The sequence below is a fragment of the Aeromonas sp. 19NY04SH05-1 genome (genome assembly GCF_040581895.1).
GTDB classification, from domain to species: Bacteria; Pseudomonadota; Gammaproteobacteria; order Enterobacterales; family Aeromonadaceae; genus Aeromonas; species Aeromonas enteropelogenes.
The window spans coordinates 536,827-562,020 of sequence record NZ_CP095328.1; the positions used below are offsets into that span (position 1 = coordinate 536,827).

Annotated in this window: 14 protein-coding genes and 1 riboswitch; of the genes, 13 read left to right on the plus strand and 1 reads right to left on the minus strand. The window is 61.1% G+C overall.

From position 1 onward, the window contains the following. Positions 1-230: 230 nt before the first annotated feature. Positions 231-1,919: a methyl-accepting chemotaxis protein gene (locus MRK42_RS02575; protein ID WP_338611717.1), complete on the minus strand. Its 1,689-nt coding sequence runs from the start codon at positions 1,917-1,919 to the stop codon at positions 231-233. Positions 1,920-2,200: 281 nt separating this feature from the next. On the opposite strand from MRK42_RS02575, the gene MRK42_RS02580 reads away from it, so the two are divergent. The 13 genes from MRK42_RS02580 (at position 2,201) to MRK42_RS02640 (ending at position 25,047) form a co-directional block, all read left to right on the plus strand. Then, entirely contained in the window at positions 2,201-4,051 is a 1,851-nt protein-coding gene (locus MRK42_RS02580) for a M3 family metallopeptidase (protein ID WP_338611718.1), read from the plus strand. A 643-nt stretch (positions 4,052-4,694) separates the two neighbouring features. Next, on the plus strand, positions 4,695-5,777 hold the full coding sequence (wecB, locus tag MRK42_RS02585; RefSeq protein ID WP_254203569.1) for a UDP-N-acetylglucosamine 2-epimerase (non-hydrolyzing): 1,083 nt from the start codon (positions 4,695-4,697) through the stop codon (positions 5,775-5,777). Between the two features lie 5 nt (positions 5,778-5,782). After that, a complete protein-coding gene (gene nrfB, locus MRK42_RS02590) occupies positions 5,783-8,026 on the plus strand; it encodes a cyclic di-3',5'-guanylate-activated glycosyltransferase NrfB (protein WP_042070498.1) in 2,244 nt (747 codons plus the stop codon). Continuing rightward, positions 8,026-10,965, plus strand: a complete 2,940-nt coding sequence (locus MRK42_RS02595) for a tetratricopeptide repeat protein (protein WP_338611721.1) — start codon at positions 8,026-8,028, stop codon at positions 10,963-10,965. Before nrfB ends, MRK42_RS02595 begins: the two co-directional genes overlap by 1 nt. Then, complete coding sequence (locus MRK42_RS02600) at positions 10,965-11,870, plus strand: DUF4434 domain-containing protein (RefSeq protein ID WP_338611722.1); 906 nt, start codon at positions 10,965-10,967, stop codon at positions 11,868-11,870. Before MRK42_RS02595 ends, MRK42_RS02600 begins: the two co-directional genes overlap by 1 nt. A gap of 766 nt (positions 11,871-12,636) precedes the next feature. After that, the gene (gene pgaA, locus MRK42_RS02605) at positions 12,637-15,021 is read left to right on the plus strand and encodes a poly-beta-1,6 N-acetyl-D-glucosamine export porin PgaA (protein WP_338611723.1); all 2,385 of its coding nucleotides are present in this window, start codon (positions 12,637-12,639) and stop codon (positions 15,019-15,021) included. After that, on the plus strand, positions 15,021-16,979 hold the full coding sequence (gene pgaB / locus MRK42_RS02610; protein ID WP_338611724.1) for a poly-beta-1,6-N-acetyl-D-glucosamine N-deacetylase PgaB: 1,959 nt from the start codon (positions 15,021-15,023) through the stop codon (positions 16,977-16,979). The genes pgaA (MRK42_RS02605) and pgaB (MRK42_RS02610) overlap by 1 nt, the downstream gene beginning before the upstream one ends. After that, on the plus strand, positions 16,976-18,226 hold the full coding sequence (pgaC, locus tag MRK42_RS02615; RefSeq protein ID WP_216993118.1) for a poly-beta-1,6-N-acetyl-D-glucosamine synthase: 1,251 nt from the start codon (positions 16,976-16,978) through the stop codon (positions 18,224-18,226). Before pgaB (MRK42_RS02610) ends, pgaC (MRK42_RS02615) begins: the two co-directional genes overlap by 4 nt. Next, positions 18,213-18,527, plus strand: coding sequence for a hypothetical protein (locus MRK42_RS02620; RefSeq protein ID WP_042070494.1), 315 nt, complete (start codon positions 18,213-18,215; stop codon positions 18,525-18,527). Before pgaC (MRK42_RS02615) ends, MRK42_RS02620 begins: the two co-directional genes overlap by 14 nt. Positions 18,528-18,878: 351 nt before the next feature. Next, positions 18,879-18,957: riboswitch (cyclic di-GMP riboswitch) on the plus strand. A gap of 158 nt (positions 18,958-19,115) precedes the next feature. Then, positions 19,116-21,500, plus strand: a complete 2,385-nt coding sequence (pgaA, locus tag MRK42_RS02625; protein ID WP_338611726.1) for a poly-beta-1,6 N-acetyl-D-glucosamine export porin PgaA — start codon at positions 19,116-19,118, stop codon at positions 21,498-21,500. Further along, positions 21,500-23,503, plus strand: coding sequence for a poly-beta-1,6-N-acetyl-D-glucosamine N-deacetylase PgaB (gene pgaB, locus MRK42_RS02630; protein WP_338611727.1), 2,004 nt, complete (start codon positions 21,500-21,502; stop codon positions 23,501-23,503). The genes pgaA (MRK42_RS02625) and pgaB (MRK42_RS02630) overlap by 1 nt, the downstream gene beginning before the upstream one ends. Then, positions 23,496-24,746: a poly-beta-1,6-N-acetyl-D-glucosamine synthase gene (pgaC, locus tag MRK42_RS02635; RefSeq protein WP_042070492.1), complete on the plus strand. Its 1,251-nt coding sequence runs from the start codon at positions 23,496-23,498 to the stop codon at positions 24,744-24,746. The genes pgaB (MRK42_RS02630) and pgaC (MRK42_RS02635) overlap by 8 nt, the downstream gene beginning before the upstream one ends. Next, positions 24,733-25,047 (plus strand): hypothetical protein, encoded by a 315-nt coding sequence (locus MRK42_RS02640; protein WP_042070490.1) that lies wholly within the window; start codon positions 24,733-24,735, stop codon positions 25,045-25,047. Before pgaC (MRK42_RS02635) ends, MRK42_RS02640 begins: the two co-directional genes overlap by 14 nt. Positions 25,048-25,194 lie beyond the last annotated feature (147 nt).

Sequence of the window (25,194 nt, forward strand, 5' to 3'; positions counted from 1 at the left end):
ATCATGACTAATTTTGATTAAATTATTAAGTGTAAATCTTTACAGCTTGACCTCTCTGGCGTTGGTTTTTCACTCAACCATATGTTTTTAAATGTATAAATAAACAGCGTGTTCTTCTTAATCTCGCCAATCCTGTCGATAAGATGCAAAAATTTGGCATTTTTTCATCAATAAAAAAATCCCCTGCCACCTTCGTGGTCAGGGGATGGGATGCGACAGTGCAAGACGGATCAGTGGCGAACCCGGGGGGATTCGCTCTGGCGCGGTGATTGCATCTGCATGGGCAACGGGCTCTGTTCGCTGGCGTGGCCGAGTTTGAACACGGCGAGTCGTTCGTCCAGGCTGCGGGAGAGACCGGCCAGCAGCTCGCTCTCCTGGGCCAGCTGGGAGGCAGACTGCGACATCTCCAGCGCCGAGTCGTTGATGCCGCTGACGTTGCGGTTCATGTCTTCGGCTACCATGCTCTGCTGTTCGGCGGCGGTGGCGATCTGGGTCGCCATGTCGCTCACGTGCTGGATGTGGTTGACGATGAGGGAGAGATCCTGGCCTGCCTTCTCGGACTGGTTGACGCTGCTCTCCGCCAGCTTGCGGCTGGTGTCCATGGCGTCGGCCGCACTCACCGCCCGCTGTTGCAACTGGGCGATAGTGCCCTGGATCTCTTCGGTGGACTGGCGGGTACGGCTCGCCAGCTGGCGCACCTCGTCGGCGACCACGGCAAACCCGCGCCCCTGTTCGCCGGCCCGGGCAGCCTCGATGGCGGCATTGAGGGCCAGCAGATTGGTCTGCTCCGAGATGGCGCTGATGACGGCGGTCACCTCGCCTATCTGCATCACCCCCTCCTTGAGCTGATTGACCTGCAGGGTGGCCTGCTCCACCTCGGTCGCCAGCGCCTGGATGCCGTGCACGCTGGCGTGTACGTCCTGATTGCCGAGGCCGGCTTCGCTGGTGGCATCTTGGGTATCGCGGGCGGTATTCTCGGCGTGACCCGCCACATCCGAGATGGTGGCGCTCATCTCGTTCATGGCGGTGGCAAGCTGGGCCAGCTGATCCCGCTGGCTGGTCACCGCTTGGTTGGTCTGCTCGGCGGAGGCCGCGATGCGCAGGGCGGCATCCGCCACGTTGCGGGCCCCCAGGCTTGCCTCGAGCAGGGCGTGGCGGATGGCATCCAGGCCCTGGTTGGTAAAGTGCGCCACCATCCCCAGCTCATCCTTGCCCTCAACCGGGATGCTGACCACCAGATCCCCCTTGGCGACCCGCTGCATAGCGTGATTGATCCGGCTGAGGGGATTGACGATGGAGCGGCTGATGGCAAATCCCAGCAGGCCCATCAGCAGGATAGCCAGCAGGGTCGCACCCCCCATCAACTCATACTGGGACCAGATGGTCGCTTCTATGTCTTGCAGCAGGATGCCGGAGCCCAGGATCCAGCCCCAGGGCTGGTAGCCGGCGACCAGCGACATCTTGCGGGCGGACTCGCCGGAAGGGGATGCCCAGAGATATTCCAGCCGACCCTGATGCCCCCCCTTGCCGAGATCCACCATGCGCTGCCAGTGGTCCTCCGTATGTGCTGCGCGCTGTTCCCCCATCTGCTGGCCGACCAGTTCCGGCTTGGCAGGGTGGACGATGATGTGGCGGGTCTCATCGATCACGAACAGGTAGTTGTCGCCATCGAAACGCATGCTGTTGAGCATGGCCCTGGCCTCGGCCTGTGCCTGGTCGGCAGGCAGGCTGGTGGCGAGGGCCTGGATCCGGCTCATGGCGAGATCCAGCACCGCCTGCAACCGCGCCTCCCGTTCACTCATCAGGTTGCGATGCAGGGCACTGGCCGAGATCAGCAGCAGTGCGATAAAACCGGCCAGCGCCAGGGTGAGCAGCAGCATCAATTTGCGGCTCACGGCGATATCACCGAGCTTGAACATAGTATCTCCCTGATTTCCTTATGGGTCTGGCTGTGTCCAGCCACTCCCGTGCTCCAGATTATTTTGCAGTTAACATTTAATTAACTTTCAAAAGCTTGCCGCTAGCGAGAGCTAATTGAGTATTTCAACAACAGTATAGTCAGCAGACAGCTCTCCCCACTTTTTGGTAGCTTGTTTATGCGCATCCCGGCGCATTATTTGCCAACACATATGAATGAGATGGCATTTCACCAATAAGGAGTGGGCCCCGTGCGGGTGACCCCATTAAAAAGAGGGAATTTATGAGTTCCATTGCCAGGAATTACTTCAACCAGCTCAATGCCGACTACCTGCAGGTACACAGGCGCAAGGAGGATCTCTTCTGGTCCACCTACATGGGCACCAGCGACGATCAGGCCGGCTTCACCGCCGCCGAGCAGGCTTACAAGGGCTTTTGTGCCAATCCGGCACGGTTGCCTGAGCTGCGCGAGATGCTCGCACTGGCACAAGAAGAAGATCTCAAGCGGGGGCTCAAGGGCTGGCTCGCCTTCTTCGAGTGCAACGTTATCGAGGATCCTCAGGCCGCGGCCCTGATGGACGAGCTGGTGGCTGCCGAGGCAGCGCTGTTTGCCCGCCGCAAGGGGTTGAAGCTGACCTTGCTGGACGAGCAGGGCCGCCAGGTGGCAGGCAGTCTGCCCGCCGCCAGCACGGCGCTGGCCGCCAGCGCCGATGAAGCGGTACGCCAGAGCGCGCTCGCCATGTTTCACACCCTGGAGCAGTGGGTGGTCGACAATGGCTATCTGGAGATAGTCGCGCTGCGCGACCGCTTCGCCCGCGCCATGGGTTATCGCGACTACTTCGACTACAAGGTGCACAAGAATGAGCAGATGAGCCCGGAACAGCTCTTCGCCATCCTGGATGACTTTATCGCCCGTACCGAACAGCGGCTGCACCAGAGTCTGGCCGAGTTGAAGGCGGCCAAGGGAGAGGAGGCCTTGCTGCCCCACAACCTGCGCTACAGCGTGAGCGGCGACGTGACCCGCCAGCTCGACCCCTATGTACCCTTCTCTCGGGCGCTGAAGGATTGGGTTGAGAGCTTCCGCCGCCTCGGCATCCAGTATCGCGGCGCGACGCTCACTCTGGATCTGCTGACCCGGGAGGGGAAATACGAGAATGGCTTCTGCCACGGCCCGGTGCCGAGCTTCTGGCAGGAGGAGGAGTGGGTGCCGGCGGTGGTCAACTTCACCAGCCTGGCCAACCCGGCTCAGGTGGGCAGCGGTTGGAGCGGCCTCAACACCCTGTTCCACGAGGGCGGCCACGCGGCGCACTTTGCCAACGTCATCGGCAACGCCCCCTGCTTCTCCCAGGAGTTTCCGCCCACCTCCATGGCCTATGCCGAGACCCAGTCCATGTTCTGCGACAGCCTGCTGGATGACGCGGACTGGCTCAAGCGTTACGCCAGAAATGCGGCGGGGGAGGCGATCCCCGATGCGCTCATCGAGGCCATGATCGCCGCGCGCCAGCCGTTTCGTGCCTTCAACGAGCGCCAGATAGCGCTGGTGGCCTACTTCGAACGGGATCTCTACGCCATGGCCGATGGCGATCGCACCCCGGCCGCCGTGCTGGCGCTGGCCCGCCAGTGGGAACGAAAGATCCTAGGAGTGGAGAGCCCGCGCCCGCTCTTGGCCATTCCGCACCTCCTGAATCAGGAATCAGCCTGCGCCTATCACGGCTACCTGTTGGCGCTGATGGCGGTGGAGCAGACCCGCGCCTATTTCCTGAAGCGCGACGGCTACCTCACCGACAACCCGCGCATCGGGCCGGATCTGGCCGCCCACTACTGGGGGCCGGGTAACGGCATGACCCATGACGAGACGCTGCGCAGCCTCACCGGCGAGGGCTTTAGCGCCGCGCCGCTGGCCGAGGCGTGCAACCGGAGCGTGGCCGAGGCGTGGCAGCAGGCGCAGGAGTGTATGGATGCGGCACAGCAACGTCCGCCGGCGGGGGAAGGAATGCCGCTCGACGCTCACATCCGGGTGGTACACGGCGCCGAGCTCATCGCCGACAACAGCGAATCAGAGGCACGCATGCTGGCCGATTTCGAGACCTGGATCCACCGTCTGGCAACCGGGAGTCAGCCATCGCTGGTGTAGCCGGTGTTGTCACCTGACATAACGAGTGTCACGAGCCCCGCAAGGGGCTCTTTTTATGGGCCTGGGTATGCAATCCGTCATCGGAAGGTGTGGTTAGGTGTCTGCTGTCAGCATATTCAGGAAGCCTCAAAGGGGGACAGCCAGGCAGATTGGGAAGCGCCTCATCATGCCGTCATTGGGGAGCTGGTTGGGATTCGAATGAAATTTACACTTTTTATTGAATCGTTACATTTTAATTGTGGACGAGTTGGGCTAACAGGCAGATTATGAACGAGCCACCCTCGGTGTGAGCCGGGCTCGGAAAATCACAGATCTCCCTGGCGAGATGGCTGGATTGCCTGCGACGAGGGTCAGACATATCGCCTCCCATATCTGAGAATGTTCACCATCTGTTCATGATGGTGCGCATCTAATCCCGGGCCGCGCAAACACGGATGATGCAATCAGCATACGCATCAGGATGTGTCGTTGCCTCTGGATATTCGCCGGCGATGATCTGCAGGAGATGTTCTTTCTTCTGCTTTCTTATTCTCTCCAGTGATTTATTATCTATTGCATTTTTCCTGCAGCATGCGTACGCCTCTTTATGTTGGCTCGTAAAACGTTTGCCAGGAGATCGATTCCCTGAATGGAGCATGTTGTGATGAAGAAGATCATGATGGTATCGGGTACCCGGCCGGAAATAATCAAACTGGCCCCTCTCTATCATGCCCTGCGGCATTCAGCCTGGGCGGATGTGAAGTGGGTGCATACCGGGCAGCATGACAGCATGGCGACCCAGTTGCTCGACTGTTTCAGTATCCGGCCAGACTGGTCTTTGGTACGTCAGGGAGCGAGCCTCTTTGAATTCAGCCAGGGCTGCCGGGCCCAGCTGGAAGGGCTGATGGATCAGGAGTCTTGGGACATGGTGGTCGTGCAGGGTGATACCGAGAGTGCCTTCCTCGGTGCGCTGACCGGCTTCTATCATCAGGTGCCTGTTGCCCATGTGGAGGCGGGACTGCGAACCTATCGTCTCGATCGCCCTTTCCCGGAAGAGGGGCTGCGCCAGATGATTGGACGCATCGCCCAATTGCACCTGGCGCCGACGGCGCGTGCGCGTGACTGTCTGCTGGCCGAGCAGGTACCGGCAGAGCAAGTACATGTCACTGGCAATACCGTTATCGACGCCCAACTGTGGGTTGGAGAGCACCATGGCATCAAGCGCAGCGATGCGCAGCCGGGGCATCTGCTGGTGACGGTGCACAGGCGGGAAAACTGGGGTGATGAAGTCGCGGGGATCTGTCGTGCCATCGCGCGTCTTGCCACGGCCAATCCCGATATGCGAGTGCTTTTCCCGGTGCATCTCAACCCCGTCATCAAGCAGGCTGTCTACCCGCTGCTTGGGCACCTGCCCAATGTCACCCTGACCGAGCCCCTCGACTATCTGGCCATGCAGCAGGCCATCGCCGATGCCTGGCTGGTGATGACGGATTCGGGAGGTCTGCAGGAAGAGGCACCCACCTATGGTGTTCCCCTGCTGGTGCTGCGCGAGGAGACAGAACGGCCCGAGGCGGTGGAGTCCGGTTACGCCCAATTGATGGGGACGGATGAGGAACGCATCGTCCAACGGGTCAGCGAGTTGTGGCAAGCGGGTGATTTCGCCCCGCGGGTAATGGCCAATCCGTTCGGGGATGGTCAGGCCTGTGCCCGCATCGTCGCCATCATGGCTGATGCCTTGCTGAGGTAATCACGATGCCGGAATATTGGTTGGTGGATGGCTTTGCCACCTATCTCTATGGTCTGAAGCTGATCGCCATCGTGGTGGCGATCGCCATGCTGGTGAGCGGGATCGATGATCTCTTCATCGATATCGTCTACTGGCTGCGAAATGCCTGGCGGCGCCTGACCGTTTATCGCCAGCATGATCGCCTGAATTATCAGGCATTGTACGAGCGGGAAGAGCAGCCTCTTGCCATCATGGTGCCAGCCTGGCACGAAACGGGCGTCATCGGCCAGATGGCCGAGCTGGCGGCGACCCGTTTCGATTATGAGAACTATCAGATCTTCGTCGGCACCTATCCCAATGATCCCGATACCCAGAAGGATGTGGACGAGGTCTGTGCCCGCTTCCCCAATGTGCACAAGGTGGTGTGTGCCCGTCCCGGGCCGACCAGCAAGGCGGATTGCCTCAACAATGTGCTGGATGCCATCTTCCAGTTCGAGCGCAAGGCCAATCTCTCCTTTGTCGGTTTCATCCTGCATGATGCCGAAGATGTCATCTCGGACATGGAGCTGAGGCTGTTCAACTATCTGGTGGGTCGCAAGGATCTGATCCAGATCCCCGTCTATCCCTTCGAGCGCAGCTGGTACAACTTCACCAGCCTGCACTACCTGGACGAATTTGCCGAACTGCACAGCAAGGATGTTCCGGTGCGCGAGGCGGTGTCCGGCCAGGTGCCGAGCGCCGGAGTCGGCACCTGTTTCAGCCGTCGCGCCGTCATCGCGCTCCTGGAAGACGGGGACGGTATCGCTTTCGATGTGCAGAGTCTGACGGAAGACTACGACATAGGTTTCCGGCTCAAGGAGAAGGGAATGGAAGAGATCTTCGTCCGCTTCCCCGTCATCCGTGAAGCCAGAAGTACTCCGAATCAACGTTGGCGGTTTGGCATGTATGAGCGGGATACCAATGTCATCTGCGTGCGGGAGTATTTTCCCGATACCTTCCAGACGGCGGTTCGCCAAAAGTCGCGCTGGATCATCGGCATCGTCTATCAAGGCTTCAAGACACACAAATGGAGCAGCAACTGGAAGCTGAACTACTTCCTGTGGCGGGATCGCAAGGGGGCCCTGACCAACTTCCTCAGCTTCACCGCCAGCCTAATCCTGCTGCAACTGCTGGCACTCGTGCTCTATCAGTGGCTGGCTCCGGATCCCTATTACTTTCTCTCCATCTTCGAGGGGGATGCCTGGCTGGTCACCCTGCTCTGGATCAATTTGTTCCTGATGATTAACCGCATGTTGCAACGGCTGATCTTCGTGACCCGCTACTACGGCATGGTGCAGGGGCTGATGTCCATTCCGCGCCTGTTCTGGGGCAACATCATCAACTTCATGGCCAACTGGCGGGCGCTCTCGCAGATCATTGCCCAGGGGGATCCGCGCCGGGTTGCCTGGGACAAGACGACCCATGATTTTCCCAGTCTGGGAGAAGAAAACCGGGCCCGGCGACCGCTTGGCCAGATATTGATAGATCAGGGGGTGTTGACCAGAGAGCAGCTGGATCAGGTGTTGCTGGACAGACAGCCCGGTCTGCGCCTGGGCAGCAACCTGGTACAGCAGGGGCTGATCACCAGGGAGCAGCTGGCTGCCGGCGTGGCCGAGCAGAGCGGGGTGAGCTGGGAGCATATCGATGCCTATGGCCTGGAGCGGGAGACGCTGCACAGAGTGCCGCCCAACGTCGCCATGCATTATGGCGTGCTGCCGCTGCGCATCGAAGACGGAGTGTTGGTGCTGGCATGTGAAACTTACCTTGACCCCGTTTCTCTTGGCGCCCTTTCTCGCAAACTCCGTTCGCCCGTCACCTATGTGATTGCCTGCAAGGGAGAGGTCTCAGTGGGGCTTCGCCACTGGTACGCCCGTGGCCAGGAGGGCGATCCCCGGGCATTGCTGCAACGCGCACTGACCGATGGCCAGATTGCTGAAGCGCAATCTACTTCTATCTGGAACAAATATCTGGCCAGCCAGGTGATGCTGCCCGAACTCCTGGTCACCCTTGGTCACATAGACGAAGCCGCCCTGCGTTCCCTGCTGTTGCGGCACGAGCGAAGTGAAAAGACGCTCGCCAGCTTTCTGGTTGAGCAGGAAGTGATCAGTGAACAGGTACTGGCCCAGGCTCTGGTGCTGCAAGGCACTTATCAATTGAATCTGCATGACTTGCTGCGGGAGGCCGGGGCGAATGAAACCTGGTTGGCACGGCAGCAGGAGGAGGCGATCTGATGCGTCCCGAATTATTGCTCCTGTCCGGTTTGCTATTCGGTCAGGGAATCATGGCGGCCCAGCACGACTATGAATTGGGGCCCGGAGTGAGCAGCTACCAACGCTTCGTGCTCTATCCCCATCTGCAGAAGGGATTTTCGGCCATGGAACGGGGGCATCGTGATCGTGCCATCGCCGAGTTCGAGCAGGCCCGCAAGCTGCAACCTGAAAACCCCGTCATCGCGCTCTATCTGGCGCGTGCCTATGAACATTTTGGTCAGGACAAGCAGGCTGCGGCGCTGGTCAACCAGCAGTTGGCCATCACGCCCGCTGATGTCGGGCTGCTTGCTTTCTCCGAGGGGCTGCAGCGCAAGGATCCGCTGGATCCAGCCTGCAACCTGCTTGAATGCAAGGTTGCCCGGGCTGAGCGTGATCTGCTGGATACGGATCTGCAGGGGCTGGCCACCGCGCTGGACGATCCCGAGCTGGCGGCTACTCCCCAGGGATTGAGCCTGCGTCATGACTTGCTGCAACGATCGCTGGGTGAACGTAACTGGACGCTGGCGGCCGGGCAGTTTGCCTGGTTCGATAAGGCTGGAAAATTGAGCCGGGGGGAGTTGAAGCAGTGGCTGAACATGTCGCTGGCACAAGGCGATGTGGCACAAGCGGTTGCGCTGCGCCGCCGTCTGCCGAGCCAGGATGGCGAGCTGGATCTGGCCATCGCACTGGCGCTGGGCAAGGAGCAAGGGGGAGCGGCGTTGAAGCGTTATCAGCAGGCGCATGCCCCGCATTTTGCCAAGGCCGCCCAGGAGCGAGAGTGGCTGCAACTGGCAGCCAGTAACGGCACCCTGAAGGGCGACGAGGCACTGCAATTTGCCGAAAACCAGGGCTTCTATGCCGGCTTGATGGTGCCCGTGCTGCGCCGGGAGGGGCGCTGGGCGCAGCTGGATCGTCTGTTGGCCAGCACTCCCGGGTACAACAGCGCCGAGCTGGCATTCGAATCTGCCCTGCATCAGCGTCAATGGGACAAGCTGGCCAGAGATGGTCGCCGGTTGATCCAAGGCTCCCGGCAGCCCATGGTGCAGCTGGAACTGGTCAGTTACCGGCTGCAACAGGCCGGCTTGCTGGCGGCGAGTCGTGATCTGCTCATCGATTACTGGCCCTATCAGGGGGCAAGCCTGGCGGGTCGCGAGACTCTGATCCGGCGTCTGACCCTGCTGCAAGGGGAAACCGGAGCTGGCGCCTTGCCCGAGCGCCTGTCCGAGCCGCTTTCCGAATCTGGGCTGCGCAGTCTGCAGGCCAATCTGCTGGCTCAGTCGGGGCAGTGTAAGGGAGTGATACGTGTGTTGGGGGATCTCTCGGCTCGTTATGATGCCGACAGCTGGCGGGCGCTTGGCGGCTGCTATCGCCAGCACAAGCCGGGTCTGGCCGAATATGCCTTCTCCCGCGCCGCCAGTTTCGGGCTGCCCGGCGATGTGCGCCAGTTTGCCTATCAGGCGTATGAGAACCGCCATTATGATGCGGCGCTCAAGGCCTGGCAGCAGGTCACGCTGGCCCCTGAGCAGCAAGAGCAGATGGCGGCGATACGCTCTGCCCTGGATGCAGGAGACCTGGTTCAGGCTCGGCGGTGGCTGGAGCAATACCTGCAATCCGGGTTGCCTCAGGATGCTGAATATTGGCGCGCTCTGGCCAGAACCCAGCAGGATGGACCCGCCATTGCCAGCCTGGAGCGGGCCATTGCCCTGGTGCCGCAGGCAGCCGACTATGCACAGTTGGCGCAGCATCATCAGGCGCTCGGACAGACGGCACAGGCGAGCAAGGCCCTGTACAGAGCAAACCGCCTTGAGCCGGATAATCGGGAATACCAGCTCGCCTACGGTTATGCCTTGCTGAACAATGGCGAGAAGCAGGCGGCCAGCGACTGGCTGGAATCCATCTATCGGACAGGGGATACCGAGCTGGCCGAGCAGCTGGTTTATATCAATCAGTCTCTGGCACACAACCAGAAGGCGCGTGAGTACGCCACCAAGGCTATCGATGGTGAGCAACCGGCGCAGTTGCGTTACGACCTGCGACGGTTGCATGAAGATCTGGGGCGGCGCTGGACCTACAGTTTCGATGCCTGGACCGGGACGGGCCAGGGCACGGTGAGTGGCATCGGGGGCAACTCGGTTGCCCAGAGCTATGCCCAGGCCGAGGTGGAGTACCGTTTGGGAGAAGAGCCCATCCGCGATGGCAAGACGCTCTCCTTCTATGGCCGTCTCTATGGCAGCAGCCAGGGCAAGCGGATTTATCACCCCAATGAAGGATTGTCCGAAGACGGCACCTATGAAGTCGACAGCAATGGCAATCCTCTGGATTTCCGGGATCCCACCCTGGGGGTAGGGTTGCGCTGGAAACCATTCAGAAGCCAGACGATCTTCTTCGCGGCCGAAGAGCTGCTCCCGCTCAACAGCAGTCAGGGCGGTGAGCACGACACCCTGATCCGGGCCAGCGCCTCCTTCCTGAACGATGGCAAGTACAGCGATGAGTGGCAGGTCGGCGAGAGTGGCTGGTGGGCCCAGAACCTCTATCTGGATGCGGCCCGTTACCTGCGTTCGCAGCAGACTAGCCTGGTCGCGGATTACCGGCTCAGCTACCACCACAAGATCCGGCGGGGCGACACGCTGGAGCCCTATGCCCATGTGCAGGGGCGTCAGTACTGGAACGACAAGAGTTCGGACCGTGATTACTACAACGATGAAGGCAATGTGGTGGGTTTCAACGCCGGCTCCGACGATTACAGCCTGTTGATGGGAGGGGTAGGGATACGCTGGAACCACTGGTTTGGCGAGACCCGCTACGACGCCTGGCCCTACAAACTGAGTCTGGGTGTCGAATATCAGCGCCTGTTGAAGATCGATCCCGACCGGGAAGGCGACAAGGGCACCCTGATGATGACCATTGGAGTGAGATGGTAATGAGACATTGGATCAAGGGGTTGGTCCTCATTCTGTTGGGGATTGTGCTGCCTGCCCATGGGGGTCAGGTGGGGCAGGTGAGTCAGGGGATCTTCTATCAGCCCCAGTTGCGGGATGCCGCCCTCGGCGAAGCGCGCTGGGACGAGATAGTGGCACAGGTGAAACGGGAGGGATTCGATACGCTCGTCGTGCAGTGGAGCCGCTACGGTGATGCCTTTGCAAAACCGGAGGAGAGCGATTGGCTGGCGGCCCGGCTCCAGCGAGCCCGGTCGGCAGGCCTGAGGCTGGTTATGGGGCTCTACGCCGATCCTGCGTTTTTTCAACGTCAGGATCAAAGCGCCGGGTCTCTCGCTCGCTATCTCGACCAGCAGGAGCGTCATAACCTCCGTCTGGCGAAAGAGTGGCGCAAGCGCCTGGGTGAGGAGAGTATTGCAGGCTGGTATCTGCCGGCCGAGCTGGACGATCTCAACTGGCGTGAACCGCAGCGGCAAGCGCTGCTGGCCAGCCATCTGGCCAGTTCGGTCAACTCCTTGCGCGAACTGGCCCCCGTCCCCGTCTATGCCAGTACCTTCTTCACCGGCAAGATGAGTCCGCAAGCCTATCAGGCGTTCCTGAGCCGTCTGGCAGGGGCGGGAGTGAGCCTCGTGGTACAGGATGGGAGTGGCACAGGTGTCTTGAGCCAGCCCGAACGGGAACTGTATCTGAGCGCCCTGGCCCCTTGTGCAGGTCGGGTGTCTGGCCTGATCCATGAACTGTTCGTGCAGCAAGCCGGCGGCACCACCTTCCGTGCCGAGCCCCTTGACGAGGCCCAACAAAGAGCCCTCTGGGCGGCACCTGTCCGGTGTGGCAGCCTGCGCTGGTTTTTCTCGCTACGCTATCTGCCCGGTCTGTCCGATATGCGTTGAGGCGAGAGCCGTTTTGACAGACAGAAGCCGTGTGGTTGACGCTGCCTCTGTCTGTCAAGTTGGGCTCTGACGGCCTGAGAGGAGCGGGCGCCGCCCGGCGGAACTGGCACATGGAAAGATGAGCGATGGTCGGGAGAGGCTGTTTCATCTCTTGAACCTGGGGGGGTATGGCGACCATACGATGCTTGTGTCTGCGTTTACTGCCCTGTTTGGCACCCAATATTGCTGGTGAAAATGGAAGGTTGGCCAGCGAGGCAAGGGATAATTATTACGTGCATTGTCAGTTGCGACAGAGTGTGTCGCAGTGTTGATTTTGACCCGCTTTCTGCCATCGGAGAAAACGATCGATTTGGTGAGTGTGATGATAAAAGGGGAATTAGCCGCAAAACCCTTATAATTGGCACATCAATAGCCTCCTCCAATTCTATTTTCCCTCCTGAATTTTGTGGTTTTGCATGTCTCCACGACTCGTCGATGAGCATAAATTCGTTACACCCCCGGATTGACTAAATTCTCTACAGAATCAAAATTGTCGTCCTCGCCACTCCCGATGTGAATCGGGTTCGGAAAGTTACAGGTCTCCTCCCGGAGATGGCTGGGCCGCACATAGGAAAGGTGCCGGTCTTGCTGCCCACCTTTCACCCTCAAATCAGCACACAAGTCAGGAAGCCATCTTGCCCATCTGGCAGGAGCGGACGCGTGTGTATATCCGTGTGGGAGTTCAAGGACGATACGACCCGCGTTTGTCATGGGTGGTATGTTGCGAATGAATCGCATCTTTTGGTTACTGGTGCTGCTGCCGTCGTTGGCATGGGCCGGTGGGGTGGACAACGCCCGCGAAGCCTGGGTCATCAAGGCCAGGGCGGGGGAGCTTGAGGCTGCCATAGCGGGGCTGGATGCCCTTTATCGACAGACAAATGATGGCAAGGTGCTCGACGATCTGATCGCGGTGCAGCTTTGGCATGGCGATCGCAAGGGGGCGCTGGCTGCCTGCACACCTTGCGAGTTCAGTCCCATTTCGAACAAGACGCTGGAAGAGGTGGCTCGCGCCGCCCGGGACGAGAAGCGTTATCCGGAAGCCATCAGCTACTACCGTGTCCTGCAGGGGCGCGCCCCCGCCAACCCCAACGGTTGGCTCGGGCTGTTTCTCACCGCCAGCGATCAGGGCAACCAGAGGTTGGCCCGTCAGGCGGCCAGCGAGTACGAACAGCGTTTCGGCCGTGATCGCGCCATCCTCGATGCCCGTCTCTACGCCGCCCGTCAGGCGGAAGATGCCATGGGCGAACTGCTGGTGCATCAGCAGTGGCTTGAACTCGAGCCGGATAATGCCGAGCAGGTGCTGGCGCTCTATCGGGTGGCGGTCGGGCTGGGGGCCGGGCCTGCGGCCGGCGAATTGATGGCCCGTTATCCCTCGCTGTTCAAGCCGGTCGACAGGCTCTGGCTCGATTACTATCAGGCCGTCAATCTGCTGCGGATGTCATCCAAGATCGAGGATCCCGCCCAGGTTCGTACCTCTCTGACCCAGGTCCTGGCGCTGCAAGACAAGATCCTGGCACGCGCTCCCCGCGAGCATGTGCTCTACCTCAGCACCCGGCGGGATCGGGTGGTGACCCTGGTTGCCCTCGGCGAGTTTGCCCGGGCAGAAAAGGAGTCCGCCACTTTGCAGGCAGAAGGGCCATTGCCGGATTATCTGCTCGAAGCGCGCGCCGATGCCTTGGCCGGGCTGGGGCGGGCGACGGAGGCATCTGCGCTTTATGACCGGCTGGCCACTCCCGAACGGGCCAGAGACAAGACATTGCTGGAGAAGCGTTTCTACGCCTATTCGGATGCGGAACGTTACGAGGCCGCCCAGGCGCTGCTGGCGGGCTGGCAGGAACCGGCGACCCGCTGGGATTTTACCGGCAACCAGCGCATGGCCAACGATGACTACGAGAAGCTGCTGCAACTGCGAACCCTGCTGCAGGCCTGGCGTGGTCAGGCCGGGGAGGCGGAGGCAGAGCTGGAATCCTGGTTGAAAACCGCACCGGCCAATCCCTGGCTCTGGTTGCAACTGGGAGATATCCGGCGCTGGCGCGGTCATCCTGACGGGGCCGAACAGGCCTACAGGGAGGCGATGCGCTGGTTGCCCACTGGACGCACGGTGCAGGCCGAACCGGGTCGCCTCAATGCCCGGCTCGATCGGGGGGAGTGGCAGCAGACGCCACAAGCGGTGCGAGCCCTTGGCAACCTGACCCGGGATCGTCAGGAGCTGCAACAACGGCTGGCTCTGGAGCAGGCCCCCATGCTCACGACCGAGCTGACCCATGGCCGCAACGAGGGAGGCTCGGTGCAGGCCAGCCGCGACTGGCGTTATGACAGCCGTCTCTATAGTGGCCGCAGTGATGGTGGTGATCGTCTGTTTGTTCGTCGTCAGGGCAGTTTTGGCGACTATGAGGGGCAAGGGGAGAGAGCTGCCTACACCGGGGTCGGGGCCGAACTCTCCTTCTATCCGCTGCTGCTGACCCTGGAAGGGGGCACGGGCAGTGAGCTTAACCGCAAGGGCTACCTGTGGAGCCGTCTCGACTGGCGGCTGGACGATCAGTGGCAACTGGGGGCCGCCGTCAATCTCAACAGCGCCGACACCCCGCTGCGGGCCCTGGCGCGGGGCCACTACGCCGATCAATACCTGCTGGATCTTGGCTGGCGCCAGGACGAAACCCGTGAGGGCGGCCTGCGTCTCGAGCGCATGGACATCGATGATGGCAACCGGCGGCTCACTGCTTCCGGCTGGCTGCGCCAGGATCTCTGGCGCCGGGATCGCTGGTGGTTTGACGGCACCCTGCGGGCCGCCACCTCCCGCAACGAGGAGGTGGACGCTGACTACTTCAACCCCTTGAGTGATCGCAATCTGGAGCTGGAACTGGCGGCGCGCTACCGCTTGCCGCTGGACGGTCGTCGCTCCCTGCTGCAAAGCCTCACCATGAGCGGCAATCACTACTGGCAGGAGAGCTATGGCAGCGATCAGGGCTGGCAGCTCAGCTATCGCCATGACTGGGTGCTCAGTCCTGCGCTGAGCCTTGGCTATGGTCTGGGCCGTCGTCAGGCCGTCTACGACGGCAACCGCGAGTATGGAAATTTTGTCTTCGCCAATTTGCAATGGAGTTTCATGTGATGAGACGCTGGCTTGCTCCTTTTTTTCTGTTGTTGACCCTGCTGCCCGGTCTCACCCAGGCGGCCCGCAAACCGGATGATTACGTGGTGCTCTGCTATCACGACATCGTCGATCTCAAGCTGACCCCCAACCTCAAGCTCTATCCCCAGACGATCCGGCGCGACACCCTGATCCGCCACTTCAACTGGATCAAGCAGCAGGGCTACCATCCGGTCAGCTTCCAGCAGGTGCTGGACGCCAGGGCGGGCAAGGCGCCGCTGCCGGACAAGGCGATCCTGCTCAGCTTCGACGATGGCTACGAGAGCTTCTACCGGCTGGTTTACCCCCTGCTCAAGCTTTACAACTATCCGGCCGTTTTTGCGCTGGTGGGCAGCTGGCTGGAGGTGGCGGATGACCAGATGGTCTCTTATGGCAACGACAAACTGCCCCGCAGTTATTTCGTCAACTGGCCGCAGATCCGCGAGATGCAGGCCTCCGGGCTGGTGGAGATCGCCTCCCATACCTTCGCTTCCCATTACGGGCTGCTGGCCAACCCGCAAGGCAACGTGCAACCGGCAGTGACCACGGCGGGCTGGAGCCAGGCCGGTTACGAGTCCATGGCCGATTACCGGGCGCGGGTGAAGGCCGACTTCGACGCATCGGCTCGCCAGTTGAAGCAGCAGACGGGGCAGGCACCGCGCATCATGGTCTGGCCCTATGGCGCCTTCAACGAGACGGCGCTGGATCTGGCCCGGGAGGCGGGCATGCCCTACACCTTCACCCTGGCCGAAGGACTCAACAAGGTGAACGACACGGGCAGCACCGTGCGTCGCTATCTGCTGGATGAGGACACCAGTCTCGAGACCCTGGACGAGATCATGGGAGGCAACACCTGGGAGCGGCAGGTGGAGCGGCTGGTACATGTGGATCTGGATTATGTCTATGACCCGGATCCCCGCCAGATGAACAAGAACATCGACATGCTGCTGGACAGGATCAAGGGCTACGGCATCACCACCGTCTATCTGCAGGCCTATGCCGATGACAACGGTGATGGGGTGGCGGAGGCGCTCTACTTCCCCAATCGCCATATGCCGGTCAAGGCGGATCTGTTCAACCGGGTGGCCTGGCAGCTCAAGACCCGGGCCGGGGTCAAGGTGTATGCCTGGATGCCGGTGATGGCCTACGACATGGGGCCGAACCATGCCTATGTGGCCGACAGCCGCACCGGTAAACCCGCCCAGGGGCAGTATCTGCGCCTCTCTCCCTGGGATCCGGCCAGCCGTCGGATCCTGCTGGATATCTACGAGGATCTCGGTTTCTACACCAAGTTCGATGGCCTGCTGTTCCACGATGACGCCTTCCTCAGCGATTACGAAGGCCCCTTCCCCCTGGAGCGCACCCCAGAGGCACTGCAGGCACAGGGAGAGCGCAAGACCGACCTGCTGATCGATTTCACCATGGAGCTGCGTGATGCCGCCGCCCGTTACCGTCAGGGGGGCGCGGATGGCCTCAAGACTGCCCGCAACATCTACGCGACCCTGGTGACCGAGCCCGAGTCCCAGCAGTGGTTTGCCCAGAGCATGGCCGCGTTTGCCAAGGCCTACGACTATACCGCCGTGATGGCCATGCCCTACATGGAGCAGGCGAAAAATCCGGACGAGTGGCTGGCCAGACTGGCGGAGGATTCACTGGCCCAGGTGCCGGCCGAGCGCCTGGTATTCGAGCTGCAGAGTCGCAACTGGCGCACCGAACAGCCCATACCCGACGCCGAACTGGCGCGCTGGATGCAGATCATCCAAAGCAAGGGAGTGAACAACTTCGGTTACTACCCGGATGATTTTCACAACAACCAGCCGGATCCCGCCGTGCTAAGGCCCGTCTTTTCGGTACAGACACAGCCACAACCTGAATTGCAGGGGGGCGCACAAGGCGGCTCAATCCGCCAGGGGGCAGCGACCACGGAGGTGACACGGTGAGTGATCTGCTGACGGGCATCGCCATGTTCACCCTGGCCTATCCGAGCGTGATGGCGCTGGTGTGGATCTGTGGCGGTCTCTACTACTACTTCCAGTGGGAGCGGCGGGATATCGCCCTGGCCAGGGAGGGGCTCGAGTTGCCCCGTTATCCCAAGGTGACCCTGATGGTGCCCTGCTACAACGAGGGGGCCAATGTGGAGGAGACCATAGGTCACCTGCTGCGCCAGCGTTATCCCGACTTCGAGGTGCTGGCCATCAATGACGGCAGCAAGGATGACACCGGCGAACGGCTGGATCGGCTGGCCAGGCAAGATGAGCGCCTCACAGTGCTGCATCAGCCCAACCAGGGCAAGGCCATGGCCCTCAACAACGGATTGGCGCTGGCCAAAGGGGAAATACTGATCGGCATCGATGGCGATGCGGTGCTCGACCATGAAGCCGCTCGCTGGATGGTGAAGCATTTTCTCGACAGTCCCAAGGTCGGCGCCGTCACCGGCAATCCCAGGGTGCGAACCCGCTCCACCATCATCGGCAAGATCCAGACCGGGGAGTTCAGCTCCATCATAGGCCTCATCAAGCGAGCCCAGCGCATCTATGGCACCGTCTTCACCGTCTCCGGCGTGGTGGTGGCGTTTCGCAAGTCGGCGGTGGAGGCAGTCGGCGGCTGGAGCACCGACATGGTGACCGAGGATATCGACATCAGCTGGAAGCTGCAGCTCGCGGGCTGGCTCATCCACTACCAGCCCCAGGCGCTGTGCTGGGTGCTGATGCCCGAAACGGTGCGGGGTCTGTACAAGCAGCGGTTGCGCTGGGCCCAGGGCGGAGCCGAGGTGTTTCTGCGTTATGGCCTGCAGGCGCTGCGTTGGCGCAATCGCCGTTTCTGGCTGCTGTTGCTGGAGTATCTCTCCAGCGTCGCCTGGTGTTACAGCATGCTGATGCTGGCGGTGAGCTGGCTGCTCAACCCCGAGCTGGAGGGGTTGGCAAGGGGGCACCTGTTCCAGTGGACCGGGGTGATGATGACCGGCATCTGCCTGCTGCAGTTCTCCGTCAGCATCTTCATCGACAGCCACTACGACAAGAGCATGGCCCGCAGCTTCATCTGGTGTGTCTGGTATCCCCTGATCTACTGGCTGCTCAATCTGGTGACTGTGATCGTCGCCGTGCCCAAGGCCATTTTGCGCCGCCGTGGTCAGTTGGCGGTCTGGGAAAGCCCCGACAGAGGAGAGTCGTTCCGTGACAAAGCATAAGCTGGCGCAGGAGATGATCATCCGCAATGGCACCCGGCGTAGCTGGCGTTACCGTATGCGGGATATGTTGATCCTGCTGGTGACCTGGAGTGGCTGGCTGTTTCTGGTGCTGCAGCCTTGGTTCAGCTACCTGGAAACGGGGGCGGAGGGAAACTTCATCGGCTCGCTCGATATGGTGGAGGTGGGGCAGCTGTTTCTGGCGCTGCTGTTCGGCATCTTCCTGCTGATCCACTCCTGGGCCAAATACAACAAGTTGTTGTACCGCCTGATGCGAAAGCGGGCGGCACAGCAGGACAAGTAAGCGAGAGGGGCCATGGGCCCCTCCGCCATTTTTGATATTCATCTATGGCGGGTTCAAGGCCTTTTCACTGAATTATTGTTGTCGCCTTGCTGCTGACCTGTGTTGCCTGGCCGCAACCACTGCCGGTTAAAGACGTCCTTGGGGTATTGGCGAGATATCGCCTTGCAATGGGACGACGCTGTTTCCTCTTCATACCCCATTTCGCCGCTCATTATCACCGGAATTAATCACTCAAGATAAAGTGCGGCATAGCCGAGAATTGGTGGTCTTTTCTTATGGCTGTAAGGGCAAAAGATAGCTTGTTGATACATTTATTATTATTGTTGATTAATAATTGTGCTTTGGCACAATGAATTTCATAGCCACTCCCGATGTGAGTCGGGTTCGGAAAGCCACAGATCTCCGTTTGCGAGATAGCTGGGCCGCACAAGGAAAGGTGTCGGCGTCATGGCCACCCTGATTACCCTCGAAGTTACTACAGAGGTGAGTCAGTCACTCTGCTCACCAGGCAGTATCGGTCACATCTGTCTATCTGCTTGAACGCTCAAGAGCGATGCTGCCCTCGTTTGTCATGGGGGAGTGTGTCGAATGAATAGTTATTTCTGGTTGTTGGCTCTGTGCCCTCTGCTGGCCTGTGCCAATGAAGTGGATCGCCAGCGGGAGGCCTGGGTACTCCAGGCCCGGGCTGGGGATCTCGAGTCTGCAGCAAAGGGACTCGATGCCCTCTACCGCCAATCCGGTGATCACAAGGTACTCGACGATCTGATTGCGGTGCAGCTCTGGCGCGGGGATCGCAAGGGGGCGCTGGCGGCCTGTGCCCCCTGTGATTTCAAGCCCATCGCCAACAGCACCCTGGAAGGGGTGGCCCGCGCCGCCCGGGACGAGGGGCGCTATTTTGAAGCCATCAGCTATTACCGCATCCTGCAAAGGCGCGATCCCGCCAACCCCGACGGCTGGCTCGGGCTGCTTCTGACCGCCAGCGATCAGGGCAATCACGAGTTGGCTCGCCAGGTGGCCGACCAATATGAAGCCCGTTTTGGTCGCGATCGCGCCATTCTCGACGCCCGTATCTATGCGGCCCGCCAGCAGGACGACGCCATGGGAGAGTTGCTGGCCCGTCAGCAGTGGCTCGAACTGGAGCCCGGCAATCCCGATCAGGTGCTGGCGCTCTATCGGGTGGCGGTCAGTCTGGGCGCCGGTCCGGCGGCGGCCGATCTGATGGTGCGTTATCCCGCCCTGTTCAAACCGGTGGACAGGCTCTGGCTCGACTATTACCAGGCCACCAATTTGCTGCGTCATTCGACCCAGGGAGGGGATCCCGCCCAGATCCGCCGATCTCTCACGCAAGCCCTGCGACTACAGGAGGGGCTGGTTGTCCGCGCCCCCCCTGATCATGTGCTCCACATCAGCGCCCGGCGGGATCGGGTGGTGACCCTGGTTGCCCTCGGCGAGTTTGAACGGGCAGAGCGGGAGTCCGCCATCCTGCAAGGTGAAGGGCCGCTCCCCGACTATGTGCAAGAGGCGCGCGCCGATGCCCTGGCCGGGCTGGGGAGAACGGCTGAGGCCTCGGCTCTCTATGAACGTCTTGCCACTCCCGCGTGGGGGAAAGACAGAGATTTGCTGGAGAAGCGTTTCTACACCTACACGGATGCAGAGCACTACGATGTCGCCCAGGCGTTGCTGGACGGCTGGCAGGAGCCTCCGACCCGCTGGGATTTCACCGGTAACCAGCGCATGGCCAACGATGACTACGAGAAGCTGCTGCAACTGCAAACCCTGCTGCAGGCCTGGCGGGGTCAGGCCGAAGAGGCGGAGGCGCGGCTGGCACGCTTGTTGGCTACGGCGCCGGCCAACCCCTGGCTCTGGTTGCAGATGGGGGATATCCGGCGCTGGCGCGGTCATCCTGACGGAGCCGAGCAGGCCTACAGAGAGGCGATACGCTGGTTGCCGCCGATGCAGCAGGTTCAGGCCGCGCCGGGACGCCTCCATGCCCGGCTCGACCGGGGGGAGTGGCAGCAGACGCCACAAGCGGTGCGAGCCCTTGGCAACCTGACCCGGGATCGCCGGGAGCTGCAACAACGGCTGGCTCTGGAGCAGGCCCCCATGCTCACGACCGAACTGACCCACGGTCGCAACGAAGGAGGCTCGGTACAGGCGAGCCGGGAGTGGTATTACGAGGCCAGGGTATACAGCGGGCGCAGCGATGCAGGTCATCGCTTGTTTGCACACCATCAGGGCAGTTTTGGCGACTATGAGGAGCAAGGGGAGAGAGCCGCCTACAGCGGGATCGGGGCCGAGATCTCCTTCTATCCGCTGCTGCTGACCCTGGAAGGGGGGGCGGGCAGCGAGCTCAACCACAAGGGCTACCTGTGGAGCCGTCTCGACTGGCGGCTGGACGATCAGTGGCAACTGGGGGCCGCCGTCAATCTCAACAGTGCCGACACCCCGCTGCGAGCCCTGGCGCGGGGCCACTACGCCGATCAATACCTGCTGGATCTTGGCTGGCGCCGGGACGAAACCCGTGAGGGTGGCCTGCGTCTCGAGCGCATGGACATAGACGATGGCAACCGGCGGCTCACTGCCTCCGGCTGGCTGCGTCAGGATCTCTGGCGCCGGGATCGCTGGTGGTTTGACGGCACCCTGCGGGCCGCCACCTCCCGCAACGAGGAGGTGGACGCGGACTACTTCAACCCCTTGAGCGATCGCAATCTGGAGCTGGAACTGGCGGCGCGCTACCGCTTGCCGCTGGATGGTCGTCGCTCCCTGCTGCAGAGCCTCACCATGAGCGGCAATCACTACTGGCAGGAGGGCTATGGCAGCGATCAGGGCTGGCAGCTCAGCTATCGCCATGACTGGGTGCTCAGTCCTGCGCTGAGCCTTGGCTATGGTCTGGGGCGGCGCATGGCCATATACGACGGGCATCCCGAGTCGGGCAATTTCGTCTTCGCCCATCTGCAATGGAGCTTCATGTGATGAGACGCAAGCTTGCTCACCTTATCCTTATCTTCTGCTGGCTGGTGTCGCCGTTTGCAGGTGCCGCTCGCCAACCCGACGACTACGTGGTGCTCTGCTATCACGATATCGTCGACCTAAAACTGACCCCCAACCTCAAGCTTTACCCCCAGACGATCCGGCGCGACACCCTGATCCGCCACTTCAACTGGATCCGGCTGCACGGCTATCAGCCGGTCAGCTTCCAGCAGGTGCTGGACGCCAGGGCGGGCAAGGTGCCGCTGCCGGACAAGGCGATCCTGCTCAGCTTCGACGATGGCTACGAGAGTTTCTACCGGCTGGTTTACCCCCTGCTCAAGCTCTACCGCTATCCGGCCGTGCTGGCGCTGGTGGGCAGCTGGCTGGAGGTGGCGGATGACCAGATGGTTTCTTATGGCAACGACAAACTGCCCCGCAGCTATTTCGTCAACTGGCCGCAGATCCGCGAGATGCAGGCCTCCGGGCTGGTGGAGATCGCCTCCCACTCTTTTGCCTCGCACTACGGCTTGCCGGCCAACCCCCAGGGCAACGTACAACCGGCGGTGACCACGGCGGGCTGGAGCCAGGCCGGTTACGAGTCCATGGCCGCTTACCAGGCGCGGGTGAAGGCCGACTTCGACGCATCGGCTCGCCAGTTGAAGCGGCAGACGGGGCAGGCACCGCGCATCATGGTCTGGCCCTATGGCGCCTTCAACGAGACAACGCTGGCGCTGGCCCGGGAGGCGGGTATGCCCTTTGCTTTTACCCTGACGGAGGGGATCAACCGGCTGGATGAGTCGGGCAATACAGTGCGCCGCTATCTGCTGGATGAGGACACCAGCCTCGAGACCCTGGACGAGATCCTGGGAGGCAATACCTGGGAGTCACCGGTTGAGCGGCTGGTGCACGTGGATCTGGATTATGTCTATGACCCGGATCCCCGCCAGATGAACAAGAACATCGACATGCTGCTGGACAGGATCAAGGGCTACGGCATCACTACCGTCTATTTACAGGCCTATGCCGATGACAACGGGGATGGGGTGGCGGAGGCGCTCTACTTCCCCAATCGCCATATGCCGGTCAAGGCGGATCTGTTCAACCGGGTGGCCTGGCAGCTCAAGACCCGGGCCGGGGTCAAGGTGTATGCCTGGATGCCGGTGATGGCCTACGACATGGGGCCGAACCATGCCTATGTGACCGACAGCCGCACCGGTAAACCCGCCAGGGGGCAGTATCTGCGCCTCTCACCCTGGGATCCGGCCAGCCGCCGGATCCTGCTGGATATCTACGAGGATCTCGGTTTCTACACCAAGTTCGACGGCCTGCTGTTCCACGATGACGCCTTTCTCAGCGACTACGAAGGCCCCTTCCCCCTGGAGCGCACCCCAGAGGCACTGCAGGCACAGGGAGAGCGCAAGACCGACCTGCTGATCGACTTCACCATGGAGCTTCGTGATGCCGCCGCCCGTTACCGTCAGGGGGGCGCGGATGGCCTCAAGACAGCCCGCAACATCTACGCGACCCTGGTGACCGAGCCTGAGTCCCAGCAGTGGTTTGCCCAGAGCATGGCCGCGTTTGCCAAGGCCTACGACTACACTGCCGTGATGGCCATGCCCTACATGGAGCAGGCGAAAAATCCGGACGAGTGGCTGGCCAGACTGGCGGAGGATTCATTGGCTCAGGTGCCAGCCGAGCGCCTGGTGTTCGAGCTGCAGAGTCGCAACTGGCGCACCGAACAGCCCATACCCGACGCCGAACTGGCGCGCTGGATGCAGATCATCCAAAGCAAGGGGGTGAACAACTTCGGCTACTACCCGGATGATTTTCACAACAACCAGCCGGATCCGGCGGTGCTCAGACCGGTCTTTTCGGTGCAGACCCGACCCCGGCCAATGCTCTTGCCGCAGGTATCTGCCTCTGCGAAGGGGGGCGCTGATGCGTCCATAGAGAGCGCCGGCCAGCCTGCGGTATCAGGCAATCGACGGGAGGTGAAGGATGAATGAACTACTTCACGGTATTGCCATGTTCACCCTGGCCTATCCGAGCGTGATGGCCATGGTGTGGATCTGTGGCGGCCTCTACTACTACGTCCAGTGGGAGCGGCGGGACATAGCGCAGGCCAAAGCCGGTCTGGTGCTGCCCCGTTATCCCAAGGTGACCCTGATGGTGCCCTGTTACAACGAGGGGGACAACGTGGAGGAGACCATCAGTCACCTGCTTCGTCAGCGTTATCCCGATTTCGAGGTGCTGGCCATCAATGACGGCAGCAAGGATGACACCGGCGAACGGCTGGATCGGCTGGCGGCGCAGGACCGCAGGATCACAGTGCTGCACCAGCCCAACCAGGGCAAGGCCATGGCCCTCAACAACGGATTGGCGCTGGCCAGGGGGGAGATCCTGGTGGGGATCGATGGGGATGCGGTGCTCGACTATGACGCCGTGGCCTGGATGGTGAAAAACTTTATCGAGAGTCCCCGGGTGGGCGCCGTCACGGGCAATCCCAGGGTACGCACCCGCTCCACCATCATTGGCAAGATCCAGACCGGGGAATTCAGCGCCATCATAGGCCTCATCAAGCGGGCCCAGCGCATCTACGGTCGGGTCTTTACCGTTTCCGGCGTGGTGTCAGCGTTTCGCAAATCAGCGGTGGAGGAGGTGGGCGGCTGGAGCACCGACATGGTGACCGAAGATATCGACATCAGCTGGCGGTTGCAGCTGGCGGGCTGGCGCATCCACTACCAGCCCCAGGCGCTGTGCTGGGTGCTGATGCCCGAAACCCTGGGCGGACTCTACAAACAGCGGCTGCGCTGGGCCCAGGGCGGGGCCGAGGTCTTCCTGCGCTATGGTCTGCAGGCACTGCACTGGCGCAATCATCGCTTCTGGGTGCTGCTGCTGGACTATCTGTTCAGTGTCTTCTGGTGCTACAGCATGCTGTTCCTGTCGCTCATCTGGGTTATTGAACCGGATCTGAGCGGCCTGACCAACGGGCACCTGTTCGAGTGGACCGGCGTGGTGATGACGGTCATGTGCCTGCTGCAATTCTCCGTCAGTATCTTTATCGACAGCCACTACGACAAGACCATGATCCGCAGCTTTCTATGGTGTGTCTGGTATCCCCTGATCTACTGGCTGCTCAATCTGGTGACAGTGGTCGTCGCCGTCCCCAAGGCCATCTTGCGCCGCCGTGGTCGACTGGCGGTCTGGGAAAGCCCCGACAGAGGAGAGTCATTCCGTGACAGAACCTAAGCTTGCCAAGAAGATGATCATCGAAAATGGTTCGCGGCGCAGCTGGCAGTATCGGCTGCGTGACCTGCTGATCCTGCTGGTGACCTGGGGAGGATGGCTGTTTTTGGTGTTGCAGCCCTGGTTCAACTACCTGGAGACGGGGGGAAGGGGAGACTTCATCGGTTCGCTCGATATGGTGGAAGCAGGGCAGCTGTTTCTGGCTCTGTTGATAGGTATCTTCCTGCTGATCCACTCCTGGGCCAGGTACAACAAGTATTTGTATAGGCTGGTAAGAAAGCGCAAGGCGCGCAAGAAGAAGTGACAGAGGGGCCATGGGCCCCTCCGCCGTTTCTGGTGGCCGCACAGGGCCATCCATAAAAGCTGCCGGTGCCGGGATCTCCCGTGGGTGTGACCAGAGAAAATGCCAGTCTGTCGCCCGACGCATTCACTTTGATAAACCTGAGGGCCA

Coding starts and splice junctions, on each gene's coding strand:
- MRK42_RS02575 (WP_338611717.1), bottom strand. CDS start 1,919: ATGTTCAAGCTCGGTGATATCGCCGTGAGCCGCAAATTGATGCTGCTG.
- MRK42_RS02580 (WP_338611718.1), top strand. CDS start 2,201: ATGAGTTCCATTGCCAGGAATTACTTCAACCAGCTCAATGCCGACTAC.
- wecB (WP_254203569.1), top strand. CDS start 4,695: ATGAAGAAGATCATGATGGTATCGGGTACCCGGCCGGAAATAATCAAA.
- nrfB (WP_042070498.1), top strand. CDS start 5,783: ATGCCGGAATATTGGTTGGTGGATGGCTTTGCCACCTATCTCTATGGT.
- MRK42_RS02595 (WP_338611721.1), top strand. CDS start 8,026: ATGCGTCCCGAATTATTGCTCCTGTCCGGTTTGCTATTCGGTCAGGGA.
- MRK42_RS02600 (WP_338611722.1), top strand. CDS start 10,965: ATGAGACATTGGATCAAGGGGTTGGTCCTCATTCTGTTGGGGATTGTG.
- pgaA (WP_338611723.1), top strand. CDS start 12,637: ATGAATCGCATCTTTTGGTTACTGGTGCTGCTGCCGTCGTTGGCATGG.
- pgaB (WP_338611724.1), top strand. CDS start 15,021: ATGAGACGCTGGCTTGCTCCTTTTTTTCTGTTGTTGACCCTGCTGCCC.
- pgaA (WP_338611726.1), top strand. CDS start 19,116: ATGAATAGTTATTTCTGGTTGTTGGCTCTGTGCCCTCTGCTGGCCTGT.
- pgaB (WP_338611727.1), top strand. CDS start 21,500: ATGAGACGCAAGCTTGCTCACCTTATCCTTATCTTCTGCTGGCTGGTG.
- pgaC (WP_042070492.1), top strand. CDS start 23,496: ATGAATGAACTACTTCACGGTATTGCCATGTTCACCCTGGCCTATCCG.